We start from the raw sequence: 17,329 nt of genomic DNA on the forward strand, positions 1-17,329 counted from the left end.
TGATCAAGTCACCGGTCCGGCCCATTTCTGGCGGAAGGAATTGTGCGTCAGCATTCGCGCATACCATGCCTTCACGTTGGGCAGGTCAGCCCGCGCAAAGTCCATGTTCAGCCAGCGGTGCCCATGCACGGCCCAGGCAATATCAGCGATGGTCATCTCGCTGCCACAGATGTAATCGTGCGCGCCGAGTCGGGCTTCTATCCAGTTCCACACTCTACCGGCTTCGCGAATGGCTGTTTCCAGCGCTTGTGTGTCGCGCTTCTCCAGTGGTGTGCGAATCAACTGAAAAAACACCACTGTTTGCGGTCGGGTTAACTGAGTTTGCTGGCAGTCCAGCCATTGGTCGACCACTCCGCGTCTTTTCGGGTCGGCGGGGTAGAGCGAGCTGTCTGGGGCATAGGCATTGCACAAATAGCGCAGCACAGCATTGCTTTCCCAGAGCGTGAAATCACCATCGACCAGTGTAGGAACGAGGCTGGTCGGGTTTTTGCTCCGATAGTCGTCTTCTTCGAGCCCGCCGAAGACGTTCCCGATATCGACCCGCTCGTAGTCAAGGCCCAGCTCGTCCATAAGCCAGACGACTTTCATGACATTGCTGGATTTCATGTGGCCAAACAGCGTGCGTGGCATGTCTGTGTCCTTTGTGGAATGAAATTCGAGATTCTTTATAGGTATCGTCAGACAATCTGTCAATCAGCCAAAATAGTTTTGACAGATTGTCTGACGATCTGTACGTTTGGTTTCACCTGACCCATGCGACTCCTTGGACGAGGCAGACATGAAAAAACAAGAACAAGAAATAGAACTGGTTAACGACTTCAAGCAAGCGATGCGTCGATTGACCTCGACGATTTCGCTGATCACCACCCGCCATCTCGGGCAGCCTTTCGGAATGGCTGCCACCGCTGTGCAATCAGTGACGACTGATCCTGCAACCATTCTGGTCTGTGTTAACCGCTCGGCGTCCATCAGCGCCGCGTTGGAGGAGAGCGGACGGTTCGCGGTCAATATGCTCCATCACTCCCACGTCGATCTCGTTCCGATTTTCAGCGGCCAGCTCAAGGGCGAGGAGCGTTTCGAGCACGGTCAATGGATCGAAGAGCACGGTGTACCTGTGCTGGTGGGTGCCCAAGCATCGCTGGTGTGCGAGGTCAGTTCGGTCACAACCATCGGCTCGCACGACGTGATTTTTGGCAGAGTGCTGTGGGTCGATACGCGCCTGGATATCTCCCCGCTGCTTTACGAAAACGGCGGCTTCGCAAGATCCGCGGCCATCAAATGATGCTGTTGTCTGGCGCTTTGGTGTCATCTCTTGAGCGGCATGCCGTTAGCGTTCAGTAGAGGTTGTTATGGTCTTTGCAACGATTGAAAACGCGTTAAAAGTGATTGCCTCGGGCGGGATGGTCATCGTAGTCGATGATGAGGGGCGTGAGAATGAAGGTGATGTCGTCATGGCTGCAGAGTTCGCGACGACAGAAGCGCTGACATTCATGGTGATTCGGTGCCGAGGCATTGTGTGTGCGCCTATGCCAGAGCCTGTCGCACGCCGCCTCGAATTGCCTTTGATGGTGGAACGAAATACCGACTCCATGAAAACGGCATTTACCGTGTCGGTTGATCTCATCGCGGGGATTACCACCGGCGTTTCGGCTGCCGAACGCGCGTTGACACTCCGAGCACTCGCCGCACCAGAAACCAAGGCTGAGTCGCTTGCCCGGCCTGGGCATATTTTCCCGCTCATTGCTCGCGAAGGCGGCGTTGAGGAGCGGGCCGGCCACACCGAGGCTGCTGTAGATCTGGCTGAACTGGCAGGTCTTTCGCCGGTGGGCATCATCTGCGAGATCCTGAAGGACGACGGCAGCATGGCGCGTCGTGCGGACCTGGAAATCTTCGCGCGTGATAACGGACTCATCATTATTTCGATTGCCGACCTGATTGCATGGAAAGGCAGGAAATCTCTTCAGTTTCAATATGTAAGACCTAGTCTGGTTGCATAAACCTACATGATTTTTAAACCGTAAAACCTCTAGCACGATGGCTACTTACGTGGCCGTAGGGTTACGAAGGTTATAACTCACCTCGAGGAAGATAGAATGAACAGTCAAGCCAAGATCACTTCACCCGACGGAAGCCAACTTTCCGAGCGATTCCACGAAGGCCTTAGAACCCGTCGTGAAGTTTTGGGTGAGGCCTATGTCGATAGCTCTATCGCAAAGGCGACCGATTTTAACTGGCCGGTTCAGGAACTGGTAACTGAATACTGCTGGGATGCTATCTGGAATCGTCCGGGGCTGGATCGTCGCACGCGTTCATTCTTGAACCTGGGGATGATTTCCGCACTGAATCGTCCGCATGAATTGAAGTTGCATGTGCGCGGCGCTATTAATAACGGTTTGAGCAAAGAAGAAATCCGCGAGGTGCTCCTTCAAGTGGCTATTTACTGTGGTGTGCCAGCTTCTATTGATGGCTTCCGATTGGCACAGGAAGTTTTCGACGATATGGGCGTTTAATCCAACGGCACTTCAACGTTTAAAAAAATAAAAAGAGGAATGCAAAATGGACATGCAGGAACGTTTTCACGAAACGGGTAACCCGATGTTCAACGATAACGCGCTTAAATTGGGCGTTTTCGGAACCAACTGTTCAAATGCCTGTGCTATTACGACTGCCGAGTCAACGTTTGAGCCCACATTTGAACACAACGTCAAAATCGCCAAGCAGCTTGAGGCGGCAGGCTGGGAGTGTATGGTGCCCATCGCTCGCTGGCGTGGATTTGGCGGCGAGACAAACTTCAACGGCAGCAACATGGAAACATTCACGTGGGCAGCCGCCATGGCCGCAGTGACCACCAAACTACAATTTTTCTCCACCACTCACGTACCGACCATTCACCCGATCGTTGCCGCAAAAATGGCGACCACGATTGACCATATTTCCAAGGGGCGTTTCGGCCTCAACCTGGTCACCGGGTGGTTTACGCCGGAAATGGAAATGTTTGGCCGTGAAATGATGGAGCACGATCAGCGTTATGAATACGCTGACGAGTGGATGGATATCGTGGCGGCTCTCTGGGAACGCAATGGTGTCGACTACAATGGCGACTTCCATAAGACCAAAGACGCCGTGATGGAACCGAAGCCTTATAACAAGGCCGGTCGCCCGGTAATGATTTGCGCGGGCTCGTCTGGCAAGGGACTGGATTTTACAGCGAAACACTGTGACTTTAACTTTGGTTTCATGCAAGACATGGAAAAGGGCGCTGCCTGGGTCAAGCATGTTAAAGAACTGGCTCGCTCAAAGTTTGGCCGAGAGTTGGGAACGTTTACCTCGTGCCCGGTCATCGTTCGCGAAACAGAAAAGGAAGCACGTGAATATTATGATTATTACGTGAAAGAGAAGGGCGACACAGTGGCGTGCGATAACCTCGCTGAGGTCTTGCAAGTACAGTCGCAAAATCACTCTCCGGAAATGTATCAGAAGTTCAAGGAACGTTTTATCGCGGGTTGGGGGGGCTTCCCAATTGTAGGTTCGCCTGAGCAAGTCGCTCAAGGGTTGATCGATCTGAAGAAGACGGGTGTCGACGGAACGCTGTTGACGATGGTCGATTATAATGAAGAGCTTCCTTTCTTTAATGAGCGGGTCATGCCTTTGCTTAAGCAGGCGGGTCTGCGACAGTAAAGTTATCGAAGGGTGTTTGCAGATCGCAAACACCCTTTATGAATAACACGTCAAAAATATTAGCGTTGTAGGTGTGGTAATTGTGGCTCACATTTGCTCGCGCGCATTCGAGTCCTTTTCAATAAAAGGGAATGATGCAGTAGTTTGCTGATTATATTAAAGTCAGGCGTCAATAATAAATACAATAATATTAGGCGGACAATGAAATGAAGCGATTTGCTTATGCGGCAATTCCCGTAATTTTTTTGCTGGCGAGTGCTGTTAGTGCGAAGGGGGTCGATGAACTACCCGCAGATCAACAGGCCCTTTATCAACGAGTTGATCCCCAGCTGCCTTTGGGGCCCAGCGCATTTCGCGATTTTGTTGCGAAAAAACAGCCACCTTGGAAGATCGGCTATGCCTCTACCTATGCGGGTAACACTTGGCGAGCCTCCATTCAGGATGAGATGACCGATGTTATTCTGCCTGCCTATCAAAAAGCAGGGCTTATATCGGAATTGGTCGTCACTCAGTCCGACTTGAAAGACGCAGTCCAAATCCAACAAATGCGGCAAATGGTTGATAGCGGTGTTGATGCAATCATCATCTGCTGCTCAAATGTTACGGCCATCAATCAGACGATCGAATATGCCCATTCGAAAGGCGTCCCGGTGTTTTCTTTTTCGGGTTACGTCACATCGCCGTATGCCATCAACGTTACCGAAAATAACACCCAAGGCGGTTACGCTGCGGGTAAATGGTTGGCCGAGAAGATCGGTGGTAAAGGTAATGTACTGTTGGTGTCGGGCATTCCGGGTTTTGCATCCTCAGACAGCTTTGATGCAGGCGCGAAGGGCGTATTGGCTGAATTCCCCGAGATTAAACTTGTAGGCAATGTCCCGGGTAATTGGACCGATCAGGTGGCTCAGGTCGAGGTGCAAAAATTCCTGGCCACAAACCCGGGCAAGGTGGATGGCATTATCGTGCAGTCAGCCTCGGAAAATGGTGTGTTGAATGCTGTGCGGCAGTCGGGTCGCGACCTGATGCCTGTCGTGCTGGGTGGCGAGGCATCAGCGGCCTGTTTCTGGCGCAACAATCCGGGATTCATTGATCAAAGCTTTCATTTCTGGCCCCCTCGCGCCGAAGCTCGCATGGTCTGGGACGTAATGATGCGCACCTTGGAGGGGCAGGGTCCCAAGGTTCAATCTATTCCGCGCCCGGTTATCACTTACAGCATTGATGAAGTGAACGCCGCCCTTGGGCAAAACTGTGATCCCAACTCTACGGCATGGTTAGAGCCGGCGAATGATGGTTGGTGGCCAAAGGAAGTGGCAGCAGGTTACTTCCTGCGCCCTGAAGATCCGCTCACTTGGCGTCCCAAGCCTTAATTCAAAAGCCAATTCGCTTAACGCTCAACTAGCCAGCCTGGAAGAAGGGACCTGCTATGAGTTCTGAACAGATTGTCGGTATTACCACTGTGCGCCTAAAAGGCGTTGCCAAGTCCTTCGGAGAAACACGAGCACTCAAAGGAGTGGATCTGGAGGCTCGTGCCGGTGAGGTACATGCAATAGTGGGTGAGAATGGATCAGGAAAAAGCACGCTGGCAAAAATCATGTCCGGCGTACTTTTGCCGGACCTGGGGCAGGTCACCATCCTGGGTCGAAGCCCTCGTTCACCGATTGAGGCACGTGACGCGGGCCTGGCGACGATTTTTCAGGAGGTTCTCGTCGCTCAAGAGGCAAGCGTTCTTGACAATCTTTATGTCGGTCACGACAAGCTGTTTCGAACAGTCTCTACTCGCGCAGAACGTGAGAGCGCAGCGGCTGAATTGATGGCGCGTCTAGTCGGTCAACCCGTGGACATAAATGCACTGGTTGGCACGTTGCCTCTCAGTGTGAAGCAGTGGATTGTTATTGCCCGCGCGATTTTGCGTTGTCCCAAGGTTCTGATTCTTGATGAATCTTCCGCAGCGCTGGATCTTGATGCAACTTCGCGATTGCACACGGAAATAGACCGTTTGCGGTCTGACGGCGCCACAATTTTGATCGTGACGCATCGAATAGCTGAACTTGTACGCATTGCTGATCGTGCAACTATTTTGCGTGACGGCGAAAGCATCGGCGTTCTTGAAAAGTCACAAATCACTGAAGAGAATCTGCTGGCGATGATGACGCCGCACGAGCGCAAGGTGATTTCGGCGTGCCACGTGGCGGGTACCGCGCGGAGGATCGAGGGTCCGCAAATCATGGCGGTCAATGATCTGCAGTTATCAGCGGGTGCCGAACCGTTCAACTTTTCACTCCTGCAAGGACAGATTATCGGTGTGACCGGTTTGGATGGGCAGGGGCAAGATGCATTCTTGCGTGTAGTCGCCGGAATCGAGGTGGCTAACAGCGGTGTGCTTGAGGTTCACGCTGAGGACGGTACCTCCCGACTGTCTAGCCTCGCGGACGCCGAGCGGTTGGGTGTCGCCTATGTATCGGGCGATCGAAAACGCGAAGGAATTTTTCCCGATCAAAGCATCTTCGAAAACTTGTCTATCGGAATATACCGCAGTTGCCTTGGCCCGCTTGGAGTCATTCGACGGTCTGGTATCAACGAGATCTACCAGGCCGAGGTGAGTCGTCTGCACATCAAGATCGGCCTGGCGTCGAATAAAATCACGTCGCTGTCAGGGGGCAATCAACAGAAAGTGTTGATTGGTCGTGCGTTTGCGCGCAACCCGAGGGTGATCGTTTTGAACGATCCCGCCCGCGGCGTCGATTTGGGTACGAAACGTGACCTCTACGCAGAGTTACGACGCTTCGCCGATGCAGGTGGCGCGGTCATTTACATGTCTTCTGAAATGGAGGAGTTCCTGGGGTTCGTAGACCGGGTTGAAGTGTTTGTAAAAAACACGGTCTTCCGATCCCTGAGTGGCAACTCTATTAATGAGGATGAAATGTTGGCAGCGATGTTTGGGCAGGAATCCTGCGAGCATCAGCTATCTGACCGTCGGGAGGGCGTAAGCGCATGAGTCATTCACAACGATTGCTGGCGCAGTATCGCTACCTTGCGGTGCCTTGCGCACTGTTTTTTGCCTTGGCGGTGCTGGCGTTGTTGCGCACGCCCAACTTATTTTCGTTCAGTGGTCTGGCGGGTGCGGTACTGGTGGCGACCCCTCTGATCCTTTGCACCCTGGCGCTTACTCCAACAGTGATGGCAGGGCGAGGAACCGTAGACCTGTCAGTGGGCCCGTTAATGGGATTCATCAACGTTACGTTGATAGCCTGGCTCACAAAGAACGGAGTCACTCATCCAATTGCAATTTTTGGCTGGGCCATGTTGGTAGGGGTCTTGTGGCAAATAGGACAAGCCTTAATCATTATCCATGTCCGCGTCGCACCGATCATCGTTACGTTGTCCAGCTACCTCATATTAACAGGCGTCAATCTACTGATCATGCAACGGGCTGGCGGTTTGGCGCCTGATTGGATGATGAGCTGGGGAGCCGGTATCAGTCTTCTGTCCCCGGTCAGTTTTGTGCTGTTAGGGGCTATTGCCCTATGGTTCCTTTTTTGGAGATCGGCCTTTCACACCCATCTGCGCTTGACTGGGGCCGATGAAAGAATGGCCTATACCGCGGGAGTCAAGATTGAGACCGTACGTATTGGTGCTCATATCTTGAGTGGAGTTTTTGTAGGGTTGGCGGCAGTGAGTTACACCGCATTAATTTCTTCTGGAGATCCGACCCAGGGCAGCACCTACACGCTTCAGGCGGTGACGGCTTTGGTTCTCGGGGGCGCAAGTTTGGCGGGAGGACGTGGTGGGGCAATAGGGTCGATCCTTGGCGCTTTGAATATGTTCCTGATTGCCAACCTACTGGCGACATTCAACTTTGGGACTATTTCGGGGTCAGCGACCAAGCTCGCATTCGGGCTGATTCTGATTATTTCCCTCTTGGTAAATGTACTGGCGGTCAGCCGGGTGCCAGCCCGATAGGAGTCTCATATGACTGTGTTCCGACTTTTTTCGCAGTTGAAGCTAGCCCCCGCGAGCCGACTGCACGATAGCCTGCGCGAGAATCGAGTCATCGCCATCGGTACTGCGCTGTTGATTATGCTTGTAGTGTGCGGTGCATTGACGGTAAGTGGATTTCTTTCTTTGCAAAATGCTAGATCGATTCTGTTGCTCGCTGCGTTCTTGGGCTTGGCGTCGATCGGGCAGACAATGGTTTCGCTGTTGGGTGGATTGGATCTTTCCATTCCATTTGTGATCGGCGCCGCCAATATTCTTTTGCCTAGACTGCTTAATAACGGAATACCGCCTGCCGCAGCGATCATCATCATTCTGGCGCTAGGGATGGTGGTTGGTTGTATCAATGGCTTGCTTAGCTATCGATTGCAAGGCCAGGCACTGATCATGTCATTGGGTGTGGGCTTCGCGGTAGTTGGAGCAACCGAGATCTATACAGCGCTTGGCTCTGCATTCGGAGGGAATAGTTTCGCGCCGGTTCCGGCGTGGCTCACTAACTTCTCGGCTTTTAATGGAAAGTTTTTTGGCCTGCCAATTCCACCTGTAGTGATTATTTGGTTAGTTATTAGCCTTACCATAATCTGGGTTATGAAAAACACCTGGTTTGGCCGGGGTATCTATGCCCTCGGTGGAAGTCGTACTGCAGCATCACGCCTGCAGATATCGGAAATACGCACGTGGACAGCGGTGCACGGTATCGCCGGTGTGATGTCAGCGCTGACGGGGGTGCTGCTGCTGGGATTTTCCGGGGGCGGTTATGTCGGTGTAGGAGATCCATACCTATTCAGCACCGTTGCCGCAGTGGTCATCGGCGGTACGTCACTTCTGGGCGGCGCGGGGGGATACGGTGCCACAGTTTTGGGTGTACTGGTACTCACTGTTCTGAGTTCATTGCTGGTTGGCATGGGGATGACTTATGCAGGCCAGCAGGCAGTGATTGGATTGCTAATCGTACCCATGGTTGCGGTATATGCACGCCTTCCTCATATCCGTAATCAAATCTGATAAGGAGCCGTGAGGGGCGGTGTCAAGATCAGTTGGCGCCTTGCCCCTCTCGCTTCGCGTTCCACTTGACCCCCCCCGCAAATGGTGGGCCTGCTCGGTATACGATCAGCCCCCGGCTCAGTGTCTCGCCATCTCGCCACGACAGGCCTAGTCGGGTCGCAAATCACAGAACTGACTCATCGATAAAATTGATGATCAGAGAAAAAAATATCAGCTTTTTAATAGATTTTTCATTACGTAAAATGAGTAATTACGTAACTTTTCTATATACCGCGTCGATACTCCGGTTTATGCCTTAAGTACGGTCACAGTGATTTTTCAGTCAGCGCTGAAGTCTTTACATCGTTTCAGAACTGTAGTGTGTCATCAGTAGGAGCGATTATGTCCAGAGTTTCCCATCACGAGCTGCGGTGCGAATTTCGTAAGCTGCTCGTATCATGTGCCTGTTATCACACTGCATCTGTGTTCGACCCTATGTCCGCAAGAATTGCTGCTGACCTGGGATTTGAAGTCGGCATTCTCGGCGGATCAGTCGCTTCACTGCAGGTATTGGCTGCGCCCGACTTCGCCCTCATTACGCTGAGTGAATTTGCAGAGCAGGCGACGCGGATTGGACGAGTCGCACAACTGCCGATCATTGCCGATGCCGATCATGGTTATGGCAATGCACTGAATGTCATGCGTACAGTCGCTGAGCTGGAGCGTTCTGGAGTCGCCGCACTGACTATCGAAGATACGCTCTTGCCGGCACAGTTTGGCCGTAAATCAACGGATCTCATATCCATTGAGGAGGGCAGCGGAAAAATCAAAGCGGCCGTTGAATCTCGAGTTGATTCGCAGCTCGCTATCATTGCCCGTACCAATGCAAGCTCGTTATCCGTCGCACAAGTGACGAGCCGTATTCAGGCCTACACAGATGCCGGTGCAGATGCCATTTGCCTCGTAGGTGTGAAGGATTTTGAGCATTTGGAGCAGATTGCCGAAGGCATGACGCTCCCTCTGATGCTGGTGACTTATGGAAATCCTGAACTTTGCGACAGCGAACGTCTAGGTTCGCTGGGTGTACGGATTGTTGTTGCCGGCCATTCCGCCTATTTTGCTTCGATCAAAGCGACATATGACTGTTTGCGTGAACAGCGTAATGTCACTCGCAGCACATCTGACCTGAGCGCTACAGAATTGACCCACACCTATACGCGACCTGAGCGTTTCCAGGTGTGGGCCAAAGAGTTCATGAACGTTGATGAGTAGTGAATTACTTTTGACGGTCATGCCTGCCAGTCCAAAAACCGCAAGTTAGCCGTGGCGGTGTTTATTGATTTTTCTGGACCTGTTCGGTAATCAATTGAACAAGCACCTTCACCGGTTCCGTCAGGCTTCTGCGTGCGCGGTGTACGAGGCCTATATCTCGGTGGAAAGTGCGTTGTTTCAAGTCTACAGCGCGTACATCTGCTGGCCATCCTTGATGTGTCGCTGTTTCTGGGACCAATGCTACACCGACCCCATTGGCAACCAGTTTGATTATCGCGTCCAGCTCATCGAGCTCGCACACCTCTCGTAAAGACACATGTGTTTGTCGCAAGAATCGATCGACCTGCCGACCACCAAAAGAAGATCGGTCATAGCGAATGAAAGGCTGGCTGGAAACCAGTTCGGACCAGTCATCGCCCGGCATGTCGACCGGGACAATCAGGCGGTAGGGTTCACGTGCCAATGTGGTCCAGCGCAAATCGCTGTGAAGTGAGAACGGAGGGCGGATGATTGCAGCCATATCGATCTCGCCAGAATCGACCTGGTTGACCAATTCCATGGACAAGCCAGGAATGACGCGAGTTCGGCATTCGGGACATTGCTGATGAAAATGAGCGAGGGCGTCTGGCAAAAAAGAGCGCTGCACGGAGGCAATGGCACCGACAGTGACCAAAACGCTGGCGGGGAGACCTACCGTCGTAGTGCCCAGATTACTGAACTGACGAACCAGTTCCTGCCCCTGCAGTAAAACCTGATGCCCCATTCGGTTCAGATGAGCCGAGCGTCCTTTGCGATCGAACAGCTCGATCCCTAGCTCGGCCTCGAGGCGTTGCATTTGTGCGCTGACTGCCGCTTGTGTAAGCCCTATTTTGCTACCGGCAGCAGCAAAAGTGCCTTCTCTCGCCACGGCGATGAATGTTTTCAGTTCTTTAATCATTGGCAAATATTAATTGTGTTTTTGGCTGAAATACATTTATTTTTTTTGGGGTTTGGTGAGGCGTCAGGACAATGGGGGCCAAGTTCCCATTGCAACGCCTGGAGGGTTGCGATGCGTTTCGGAAGGTAACTCCCCAAATTGGGTTTTGTAATACTGAGAGAACATTCCGAAGTGCCAAAACCCCCATCGCATGGCTGCTTCGGATACCGAGGGCGCGCCATTAATGATGTCTTTTCTGGCTTCGTGAAGGCGGATCTGGCGAATGTAGGTGCAAGGATTTACCCCAACCACTTGCATAAATGCGCTGTGCAGTCCGCGCCTGCTCATGTGCAAGTGTTCACACAGATCCTCTACCGACGGGCTGCCTGTCTGATGACTCAAAATAAACAACCGCGCCCGGTCCACCATCGCTCGATGAACTCGATGGTCCCTGGGTGAGTGTGTTGTGTTTACCGACAGACTCCCCATTGCTTGAAGCGCTGCTACGGCCACATCCTCGGACAGCTGTAGTCGTGCGGACTCACTGTCCATCGATTCCGGGTGCTGCACTGCTGAGCCGAGTGCCGACAGCAGAAGGGATTTATATCGAGATATCCCTTGAGCATCCCCCTTGAGCATGCACGCGCCGTTGATCAGGCGGCTTGTGCCAACCCCGTAGAGGCCTTGAGAAAGCGTTTCGAGAAACGAGGCGTCGATGGTCGCAGCGAGGATGTCCGATTCAGCGGTCGCACGAAAGCGCGCTTCCTCCCCCAGGCGCATGATGAATAACGAATCAGCTTCCATCTCTCGATTCTGCCAGGAACACGTGCCTTGATGCAGGGTGACTCCAATCATCAGAATATCGGTGTCGGCAACCGATCGTTGGTCAATGGCCTGATTGATCCATTCGCGGAATACCTGGACTCGTCCGAGAGAGGCACGTGCGACACCTCCCTCGAAGTTGCCACATGAGAGTTGGGTGTAATCCTGCTCCCAGTCAGGAAGAATTCTCGATTGTAGAAACGGATCATTTGACCTTACGCACGCCACTCTCGCAGGGATCGAGGACGAATAGGTCGTATTTGGACTTTGCTGCATTTTGCAATCTCCGAGGACTGCTTGTCATGCAGCAATCTTCGTTCCAACCTGGAGTCATTCCATGCATTTAAAACATAGACACTGCTCCATGGATGCCCCGCAATGGCGCGGCTGAAGTGTCATTTTAGTGCACTTTGAAAAAGGGCGGCACGGAGCATCAAGACGCGCCGATATTTGATAGCGGACCCTTCGCCCCAGGCGTAAGAATGAACGCAATGCACTTAGTCTAAGTGGATGATAGGCAAACAACTAAAGTTTCAGGTAGCCCACAGCGCCTGGCTCAGATGCCTCATCGCTATAGAGACATATGCAGACTTACTGAAGCGGCGATTTGATACGTTTAAAGAGCGCTGAATCCGTTTGCTCGCTCCACAAAATCCAACTCGCCGCCAGGGCAGGGAAGTCTGGAATATTCAGTGATCTATTTGTATGGAAAAGATATCCATAGGGGCGAATATGCACACTTCAGAACCTGAAACTATTAATAATAAACCGGGGCTGTCCGGATCCTTGGGTGTCACTTCGATAGTGCTGATGGTCGTCGCAACGGCCGCACCTCTGACGGTCATGGTGGCCAATACCCCGTTGATTATCTCGATGGGTAACGGGGCGGCGGCACCGTTTGATGCAATGGTTGCAACGGTGATCATGTTTCTCTTCAGTGTAGGATTTATCTACATGTCGAGGTATATCACCAATGCAGGAGCGTTCTACTCATATATCCAGAAAGGGCTGGGTCGATCCATAGGGCTGGGCTCGGCGACGATGGCAGTGATTTCATATTTTATGATACTGGTCGCGCTGGAGGCTTATATCGGCTACGCACTGTCTCAGCTTCTATTGACTACCTTGGGAATTAATATCTCGTGGTGGCTGCTTGCGCTAGTGATTACGGCCGTTGTCGGTGTTCTGGGCTACCAGAAAATTGAATTGAGCAGCAAATTTTTGGGCGTGGCGCTGGTGCTCGAGATCGTGATTGTGCTGGTGGTCGATGCGGCGATTATAGGCAGTGGGGCCATTGGTTCGGATGCCCTGCAACCTTTTTCATCGGCGACCATTCTTTCAGGTTCGCCGGGTCTGGGGATCATGTTTGCGATTTATTGTTTTACCGGTTTTGAATCGACGGTGGTCTACAGGGAGGAAGCGAAAAACCCCAATGTGACGATCCCCAAGGCAACCTATATTGCGGTGTTCCTGATTGGCGTGTTTTACGCTGTATCCATGTGGTGCCAGGTAAACGGTATTGGCCTGTCACAGGTCGTGCAGCAGGCGACTGAACATCCTGGTGATATGTACTTGACCATGGTGGAAAGGTATACCAACAAAGCTTTTGTTGATGTTATGCAGGTGCTGTTGGTGACCAGTCTGTTTGCGTGCGTGCTGTCTCTGCATAATATCGTAGTTCGTTACCAGTACGTGTTGGGACGCTTTGGGGTGTTGCATTCGAAGCTTGGTAGTGTTCATGAGAAACATGGTTCGCCTTTTGTCTCCTCTGTATTGCAAACGACGTTGTCCTTACTCGCGGTCGCCCTATGCGCAATTATTGGAATGGATCCAGTCACACAGATTTACGCTTGGGGTGCTACAGCAGGAACCCTCGGCTATATGGTGATTCTCTCCCTGACTTGCGTGTCTGTACTGGTATTTTTTAGAAGGCGCGCTGAATTCCACCCTGTCTTGAATACTGTCGTAGCACCCATAGGCGGCCTTATCGGATTGGTCGCTTGTTTAATCGTTGCGGTTCAGAATTTGCCTGCTTTGATCGGGGGCGACAATGCAGCAGTTGCAGCATCCATCATGGAAATGATTGTCATGGTTTCCTTTGTCGTCGGGTGTATCGCAGCGTTGCTGATGAAAGTCATGAGTCCTGCACGGTTCGCTTTATTAAAACAAGTAGGCTGAAAGTTTTTATACCTATCGTTAAAGACGGAGAGCATCCATGAGCAAAAATATTAAAGCGGTCGCAACAAGTGAATATAACGCGGTCATTGCTGTTGCCGAGAAATATGTCGATGGCTTGCGTCTTGGCAGTCCTGAGCGCCTGGAGGAGGCGTTTCATCAGGAAGCGGTGATGTATGGCTTCACCAATGGAGAGTTGCTGGGCGGTTCGATCAGCAACTTGTACCAGTTCGTTCGCGACAATGGTAAAGCGCCGAACATCGCAACCCGACTGGACGTTCTGGCCATCACGCCAAGCACTGCCGTAGTGCGCGTGGACATGGAGCAGGACGCCATCGGCGCTGACTATAACGATTACCTGACGTTGATCCGCATTGATGGCGCCTGGAAGGTGATCGCCAAGGTGTATCACCAGTTTCAGGACTGATTGACCGCCAGCTTGCACGCTGCCCGCTTTTCAAGCGGGCAGTTTTTTGCGCATTAACATGCACCCATGTGAAAGTTCGAACAAACAACTGCGTCCCCAGGCACCAGACGATTGATCGATTTTTTGATAGCATGCGGCGCATTATGAAAAAACCCCTCCACGACATGCGTCAGCACATCATTGATGTTGCCAGAGCGCTCATGACCCATAAGGGCTACACGGCCGTCGGCCTGACCGAAATCCTCGCTGCGGCTGGGGTGCCCAAAGGCTCCTTCTATCACTACTTCCGCTCCAAGGACGAGTTTGGCCAGGCCCTGCTTGATGAGTACTTTCAGGAGTACATCGCGCGGGTCGATTTGCTGCTGGCCGGGGAGGGTACAGGGGCTGAGCGGCTGCTAAGCTATCTGCGATATTGGGCTGAGACGCAGGCATTCGATCACACCGACCAGAAATGCCTGGTGGTCAAATTAGGTGCAGAGGTTTGTGATCTGTCCGAAAACATGCGCGCAGTTCTCGAAAAAGGCACCGCGCTGATCATTCAGCGGATTACACGTTGCGTTGAGCAGGGGAAGGCGGACGGGTCCATCGTGGCAACCGCTGACGCACCGACGCTGGCAGAAGGACTTTACCAGATGTGGTTAGGCGCCTCGTTGCTCGTCAAGGTTGGCAGAACCCCGCAACCGTTTGATGGTGCGCTTGAGATGAGTCGACGTCTTCTGTCGTAGACCTGAGTCAAATGCCCCGGCAACCGCAGGTTTGTCCGGGGCATTTTGCTTACGCCGTCTCGTTCAGATAGCGCTGAAGGCTTTCGTGCCCACCGACAATCAGTGACTGAATAACAGCAGTCTGCTCGCCCTTTGGATCGGGATCGCGGGTATCAAAACTTGCCGACCACAGGGCAACAGTCTTGTTTTGTCCTGTCAGTGGCAGCAGCTTCACGATGGCCACATAGTTGTCCACCGGCAGCGGCGCCTCTTCGAAGCGGTAGGAGAACAGCAGGTTGGTTTCGTCAACCGCCAGCAACTTCTCGCGCAGAACCGCTCCGTCTTGCAAGGTCAGTCGGCGAATACAGCCAACCAGTCCGTCAGGTTGGCCATCCTCGATAATGCTTTCAGGAATCGCAGGGTGCCACTTGCTGATCTGGCCGAATTGCTTCAGCACATCCCAGACACGACTGGCTTCGCCGTCAATGAGGGCGCAATACTCAACTTTTGCCATGGTTTAAAACCTCTGTCTGTCGTTATGTTGCAAATGTGAATTCGTTATTGCTTGCCGATCTGGACCAGACGGTCAGACGGCACCACATGAACGCCAGAGGCAGGATCAATGGCCGCCTCCAGCAATGCATGAGCGATGGCAGAAGGCGGATTGAGCCGCCAACGTGCAGGTAAGAGTGCAGATGCCGCCTTGAGGAAGAACACCAGCGCGCGTTCTCCATTACGAACTTCCTCACGCTTTCCACCAATGACCCCTGGCCGCACATACGTCAGCGATTCAAAGCCCAAGTCCGCCAGATCCTTTTCCAGATGACCTTTGACCTGGTTGTAAAAGAAAGGGGATTGGGCATTTGCGCCGATGGCGGAATTGAGCACATAAGTGGGAGTGCCATGCGCTCGTGCCAGTTGGGCAATGGCCAGCGGATAATCATGGTCGACTTGCTTGAATGCCGCTTTGGACCCAGCCGTTTTGAGGGTCGTGCCCAGCGTGCAGATCACCGCATCGACATGCAACCAAGGGGCTTGCTGGTCGAGGCGGTCGAAATCTATGTCAGGAGCGATGAGCTTCGGGTCTTGAGGTAATGCACGGCGTGTCGGAGCGTATACGACGCTGACGCGTGGATCCGACAGTGCCAGTTCCAGAACATGGCGTCCGACGAATCCGCTCGCACCGATGAGCAGCAATTTCACTGTTGGCTCCAATCGTGAGTGAGTCGCTCAATCGCCTCACCGACCGGTGTATCGCCCTGGGTCAGTTCGATGATGATTCGGTTCACGGCGGGCCTTTCGATAATCTGTAGCAAGGTCGCCGCTACATCGTCGCGGGGCACATCGCCGTAGGGGATTGCGAGGCCTGCACGGATTCTGCCGGTGCCGGGTGCATCCCGTAGCGTGCCAGGACGCACGATGACCCAGTCAAGATCAGTCTCGGCCAGATGGATATCCGCGAGTTTCTTGACCTTCATGTAGTTTTCGAAGGTCTCGGAGACAGTTTCGCCACGTGAGGCTTCCGGAAAGGCAGATACCAGAATGAAGCGCTTGATGTTCGCACGCCGGGCGGCCGCCACGGCCACTTCAAGTCCGCGGCCATCAATGGCGTTGGTCATTTGCGATCCGCCCTTGCCGCCAGCACCGGCCGCGAATACCACGATGTCGCTGCCGGTCATGAGTCCAGCCAGACCCTTCGCATCGAGTTCAAGCAAACTGCCGGCGATCGGTGTGGCGCCCAGTGCTTTGAGCTCCTCGGCTTGTTCCGAATGACGGTAGAGCGAGCGAGGTTCGTGACCGCGTGCCACCAGTTGCTGGGCAAGGCGTCGGGCGACTTTGCCCGCACCACCGACGATAAAAACTGTGTTCATGGTTCCTCCTGATCGAGCGACGCGGCACAGACCGGCCCGCTACGGCGGGCCGATACAGACTGATCAGCCTTCGAACTGGTGGTAGACCTTGGCGATGACTTTCCAGCTATCGTCGATTTTGATCAACGTCAGGTAGTCGTTGTAGTCGGCGCCAATTGCATCATTTTCCATGTCCACACGCACCACCGCGGTCGTAGGCGTGATGGCCAGGATGTCGAGGCGAGTGGTGATGTCCGGTGCCTTGCCGTTGCTACGGACGAAGTCGAACAGGTTGGTGATCGAGCCGCCCAAAAGCTTGCCGTTGGTGAAGCCGTACATGACCGCATCGTTGTGAAAGGCTTCAGCCAAACCGTCTGCACTGCCTACTTTGAGGCTGTCGGCATACTGCTGGGCGACGGCGATAACGGCGTTGTATTCCTGGGTAGGTACCGCTTTGATGTTCTTGCTCATCGTCAATATCCTTCTTGGGCCGGGCGCCCGCGGCGCC

At 53.1% G+C, this 17,329-nt stretch carries 19 protein-coding genes; 12 read left to right on the forward strand and 7 right to left on the reverse strand.

Features of this window, described 5'->3' with window-relative positions; genetic code table 11:
- Positions 1–3: 3 nt before the first annotated feature.
- Positions 4–630: a glutathione S-transferase family protein gene (locus QMK54_RS10560; RefSeq protein WP_223508383.1), complete on the reverse strand. Its 627-nt coding sequence runs from the start codon at positions 628–630 to the stop codon at positions 4–6.
- Positions 631–778: 148 nt separating this feature from the next.
- On the opposite strand from QMK54_RS10560, the gene QMK54_RS10565 reads away from it, so the two are divergent.
- The 9 genes from QMK54_RS10565 (at position 779) to QMK54_RS10605 (ending at position 9,927) form a co-directional block, all read left to right on the forward strand.
- Complete coding sequence (locus QMK54_RS10565) at positions 779–1,282, forward strand: flavin reductase family protein (RefSeq protein ID WP_223508384.1); 504 nt, start codon at positions 779–781, stop codon at positions 1,280–1,282.
- Between the two features lie 67 nt (positions 1,283–1,349).
- Positions 1,350–1,997: a 3,4-dihydroxy-2-butanone-4-phosphate synthase gene (ribB, locus tag QMK54_RS10570; protein WP_223508385.1), complete on the forward strand. Its 648-nt coding sequence runs from the start codon at positions 1,350–1,352 to the stop codon at positions 1,995–1,997.
- A 96-nt stretch (positions 1,998–2,093) separates the two neighbouring features.
- A complete protein-coding gene (locus QMK54_RS10575; protein ID WP_223508386.1) occupies positions 2,094–2,510 on the forward strand; it encodes a carboxymuconolactone decarboxylase family protein in 417 nt (138 codons plus the stop codon).
- A 46-nt stretch (positions 2,511–2,556) separates the two neighbouring features.
- Positions 2,557–3,678: an LLM class flavin-dependent oxidoreductase gene (locus QMK54_RS10580; RefSeq protein ID WP_007988518.1), complete on the forward strand. Its 1,122-nt coding sequence runs from the start codon at positions 2,557–2,559 to the stop codon at positions 3,676–3,678.
- 206 nt (positions 3,679–3,884) lie between these two features.
- Positions 3,885–5,045: an ABC transporter substrate-binding protein gene (locus tag QMK54_RS10585; RefSeq protein WP_223508387.1), complete on the forward strand. Its 1,161-nt coding sequence runs from the start codon at positions 3,885–3,887 to the stop codon at positions 5,043–5,045.
- A 56-nt stretch (positions 5,046–5,101) separates the two neighbouring features.
- The gene (locus tag QMK54_RS10590; RefSeq protein WP_223508388.1) at positions 5,102–6,673 is read left to right on the forward strand and encodes a sugar ABC transporter ATP-binding protein; all 1,572 of its coding nucleotides are present in this window, start codon (positions 5,102–5,104) and stop codon (positions 6,671–6,673) included.
- Entirely contained in the window at positions 6,670–7,638 is a 969-nt protein-coding gene (locus QMK54_RS10595) for an ABC transporter permease (protein ID WP_223508389.1), read from the forward strand. Before QMK54_RS10590 ends, QMK54_RS10595 begins: the two co-directional genes overlap by 4 nt.
- A gap of 9 nt (positions 7,639–7,647) precedes the next feature.
- On the forward strand, positions 7,648–8,676 hold the full coding sequence (locus QMK54_RS10600; RefSeq protein WP_320402472.1) for an ABC transporter permease: 1,029 nt from the start codon (positions 7,648–7,650) through the stop codon (positions 8,674–8,676).
- Positions 8,677–9,057: 381 nt separating this feature from the next.
- Positions 9,058–9,927, forward strand: coding sequence for an isocitrate lyase/PEP mutase family protein (locus tag QMK54_RS10605; protein ID WP_223508391.1), 870 nt, complete (start codon positions 9,058–9,060; stop codon positions 9,925–9,927).
- A 61-nt stretch (positions 9,928–9,988) separates the two neighbouring features.
- Here QMK54_RS10605 and QMK54_RS10610 read toward each other — a convergent pair whose 3' ends face one another.
- Positions 9,989–10,864: a LysR family transcriptional regulator gene (locus tag QMK54_RS10610; protein WP_223508392.1), complete on the reverse strand. Its 876-nt coding sequence runs from the start codon at positions 10,862–10,864 to the stop codon at positions 9,989–9,991.
- Between the two features lie 63 nt (positions 10,865–10,927).
- Positions 10,928–11,941: a helix-turn-helix domain-containing protein gene (locus tag QMK54_RS10615; RefSeq protein WP_223508393.1), complete on the reverse strand. Its 1,014-nt coding sequence runs from the start codon at positions 11,939–11,941 to the stop codon at positions 10,928–10,930.
- A gap of 456 nt (positions 11,942–12,397) precedes the next feature.
- Here QMK54_RS10615 and QMK54_RS10620 point away from each other — a divergent pair, with 456 nt between their 5' ends.
- The 3 genes from QMK54_RS10620 to QMK54_RS10630 all read left to right on the forward strand — a co-directional run bounded on the left by QMK54_RS10620 (position 12,398) and on the right by QMK54_RS10630 (position 14,992).
- Positions 12,398–13,843 (forward strand): APC family permease, encoded by a 1,446-nt coding sequence (locus QMK54_RS10620; protein ID WP_320402473.1) that lies wholly within the window; start codon positions 12,398–12,400, stop codon positions 13,841–13,843.
- A 37-nt stretch (positions 13,844–13,880) separates the two neighbouring features.
- Positions 13,881–14,267, forward strand: coding sequence for a nuclear transport factor 2 family protein (locus tag QMK54_RS10625; protein WP_223508395.1), 387 nt, complete (start codon positions 13,881–13,883; stop codon positions 14,265–14,267).
- Positions 14,268–14,410: 143 nt separating this feature from the next.
- Complete coding sequence (locus QMK54_RS10630; protein WP_223508396.1) at positions 14,411–14,992, forward strand: TetR/AcrR family transcriptional regulator; 582 nt, start codon at positions 14,411–14,413, stop codon at positions 14,990–14,992.
- Positions 14,993–15,041: 49 nt separating this feature from the next.
- Here the strand turns inward: QMK54_RS10630 and QMK54_RS10635 are convergent, their stop codons facing one another.
- The 4 genes from QMK54_RS10635 to QMK54_RS10650 form a co-directional block, all read right to left on the reverse strand.
- A complete protein-coding gene (locus tag QMK54_RS10635) occupies positions 15,042–15,485 on the reverse strand; it encodes an SRPBCC family protein (RefSeq protein WP_223508397.1) in 444 nt (147 codons plus the stop codon).
- Positions 15,486–15,529: 44 nt separating this feature from the next.
- Positions 15,530–16,174: an NAD(P)H-binding protein gene (locus tag QMK54_RS10640; protein WP_223508398.1), complete on the reverse strand. Its 645-nt coding sequence runs from the start codon at positions 16,172–16,174 to the stop codon at positions 15,530–15,532.
- The gene (locus QMK54_RS10645) at positions 16,171–16,842 is read right to left on the reverse strand and encodes an NAD(P)-binding oxidoreductase (RefSeq protein ID WP_223508399.1); all 672 of its coding nucleotides are present in this window, start codon (positions 16,840–16,842) and stop codon (positions 16,171–16,173) included. Before QMK54_RS10645 ends, QMK54_RS10640 begins: the two co-directional genes overlap by 4 nt.
- A gap of 63 nt (positions 16,843–16,905) precedes the next feature.
- The gene (locus QMK54_RS10650) at positions 16,906–17,292 is read right to left on the reverse strand and encodes a nuclear transport factor 2 family protein (RefSeq protein WP_223508400.1); all 387 of its coding nucleotides are present in this window, start codon (positions 17,290–17,292) and stop codon (positions 16,906–16,908) included.
- Positions 17,293–17,329: the final 37 nt, after the last annotated feature.

Source organism: Pseudomonas sp. P5_109 (genome assembly GCF_034009455.1).
Classification (GTDB): Bacteria; Pseudomonadota; Gammaproteobacteria; order Pseudomonadales; family Pseudomonadaceae; genus Aquipseudomonas.

Coding starts and splice junctions, on each gene's coding strand:
- QMK54_RS10560 (WP_223508383.1), bottom strand. CDS start 630: ATGCCACGCACGCTGTTTGGCCACATGAAATCCAGCAATGTCATGAAA.
- QMK54_RS10565 (WP_223508384.1), top strand. CDS start 779: ATGAAAAAACAAGAACAAGAAATAGAACTGGTTAACGACTTCAAGCAA.
- ribB (WP_223508385.1), top strand. CDS start 1,350: ATGGTCTTTGCAACGATTGAAAACGCGTTAAAAGTGATTGCCTCGGGC.
- QMK54_RS10575 (WP_223508386.1), top strand. CDS start 2,094: ATGAACAGTCAAGCCAAGATCACTTCACCCGACGGAAGCCAACTTTCC.
- QMK54_RS10580 (WP_007988518.1), top strand. CDS start 2,557: ATGGACATGCAGGAACGTTTTCACGAAACGGGTAACCCGATGTTCAAC.
- QMK54_RS10585 (WP_223508387.1), top strand. CDS start 3,885: ATGAAGCGATTTGCTTATGCGGCAATTCCCGTAATTTTTTTGCTGGCG.
- QMK54_RS10590 (WP_223508388.1), top strand. CDS start 5,102: ATGAGTTCTGAACAGATTGTCGGTATTACCACTGTGCGCCTAAAAGGC.
- QMK54_RS10595 (WP_223508389.1), top strand. CDS start 6,670: ATGAGTCATTCACAACGATTGCTGGCGCAGTATCGCTACCTTGCGGTG.
- QMK54_RS10600 (WP_320402472.1), top strand. CDS start 7,648: ATGACTGTGTTCCGACTTTTTTCGCAGTTGAAGCTAGCCCCCGCGAGC.
- QMK54_RS10605 (WP_223508391.1), top strand. CDS start 9,058: ATGTCCAGAGTTTCCCATCACGAGCTGCGGTGCGAATTTCGTAAGCTG.
- QMK54_RS10610 (WP_223508392.1), bottom strand. CDS start 10,864: ATGATTAAAGAACTGAAAACATTCATCGCCGTGGCGAGAGAAGGCACT.
- QMK54_RS10615 (WP_223508393.1), bottom strand. CDS start 11,941: ATGCAGCAAAGTCCAAATACGACCTATTCGTCCTCGATCCCTGCGAGA.
- QMK54_RS10620 (WP_320402473.1), top strand. CDS start 12,398: ATGCACACTTCAGAACCTGAAACTATTAATAATAAACCGGGGCTGTCC.
- QMK54_RS10625 (WP_223508395.1), top strand. CDS start 13,881: ATGAGCAAAAATATTAAAGCGGTCGCAACAAGTGAATATAACGCGGTC.
- QMK54_RS10630 (WP_223508396.1), top strand. CDS start 14,411: ATGAAAAAACCCCTCCACGACATGCGTCAGCACATCATTGATGTTGCC.
- QMK54_RS10635 (WP_223508397.1), bottom strand. CDS start 15,485: ATGGCAAAAGTTGAGTATTGCGCCCTCATTGACGGCGAAGCCAGTCGT.
- QMK54_RS10645 (WP_223508399.1), bottom strand. CDS start 16,842: ATGAACACAGTTTTTATCGTCGGTGGTGCGGGCAAAGTCGCCCGACGC.
- QMK54_RS10650 (WP_223508400.1), bottom strand. CDS start 17,292: ATGAGCAAGAACATCAAAGCGGTACCTACCCAGGAATACAACGCCGTT.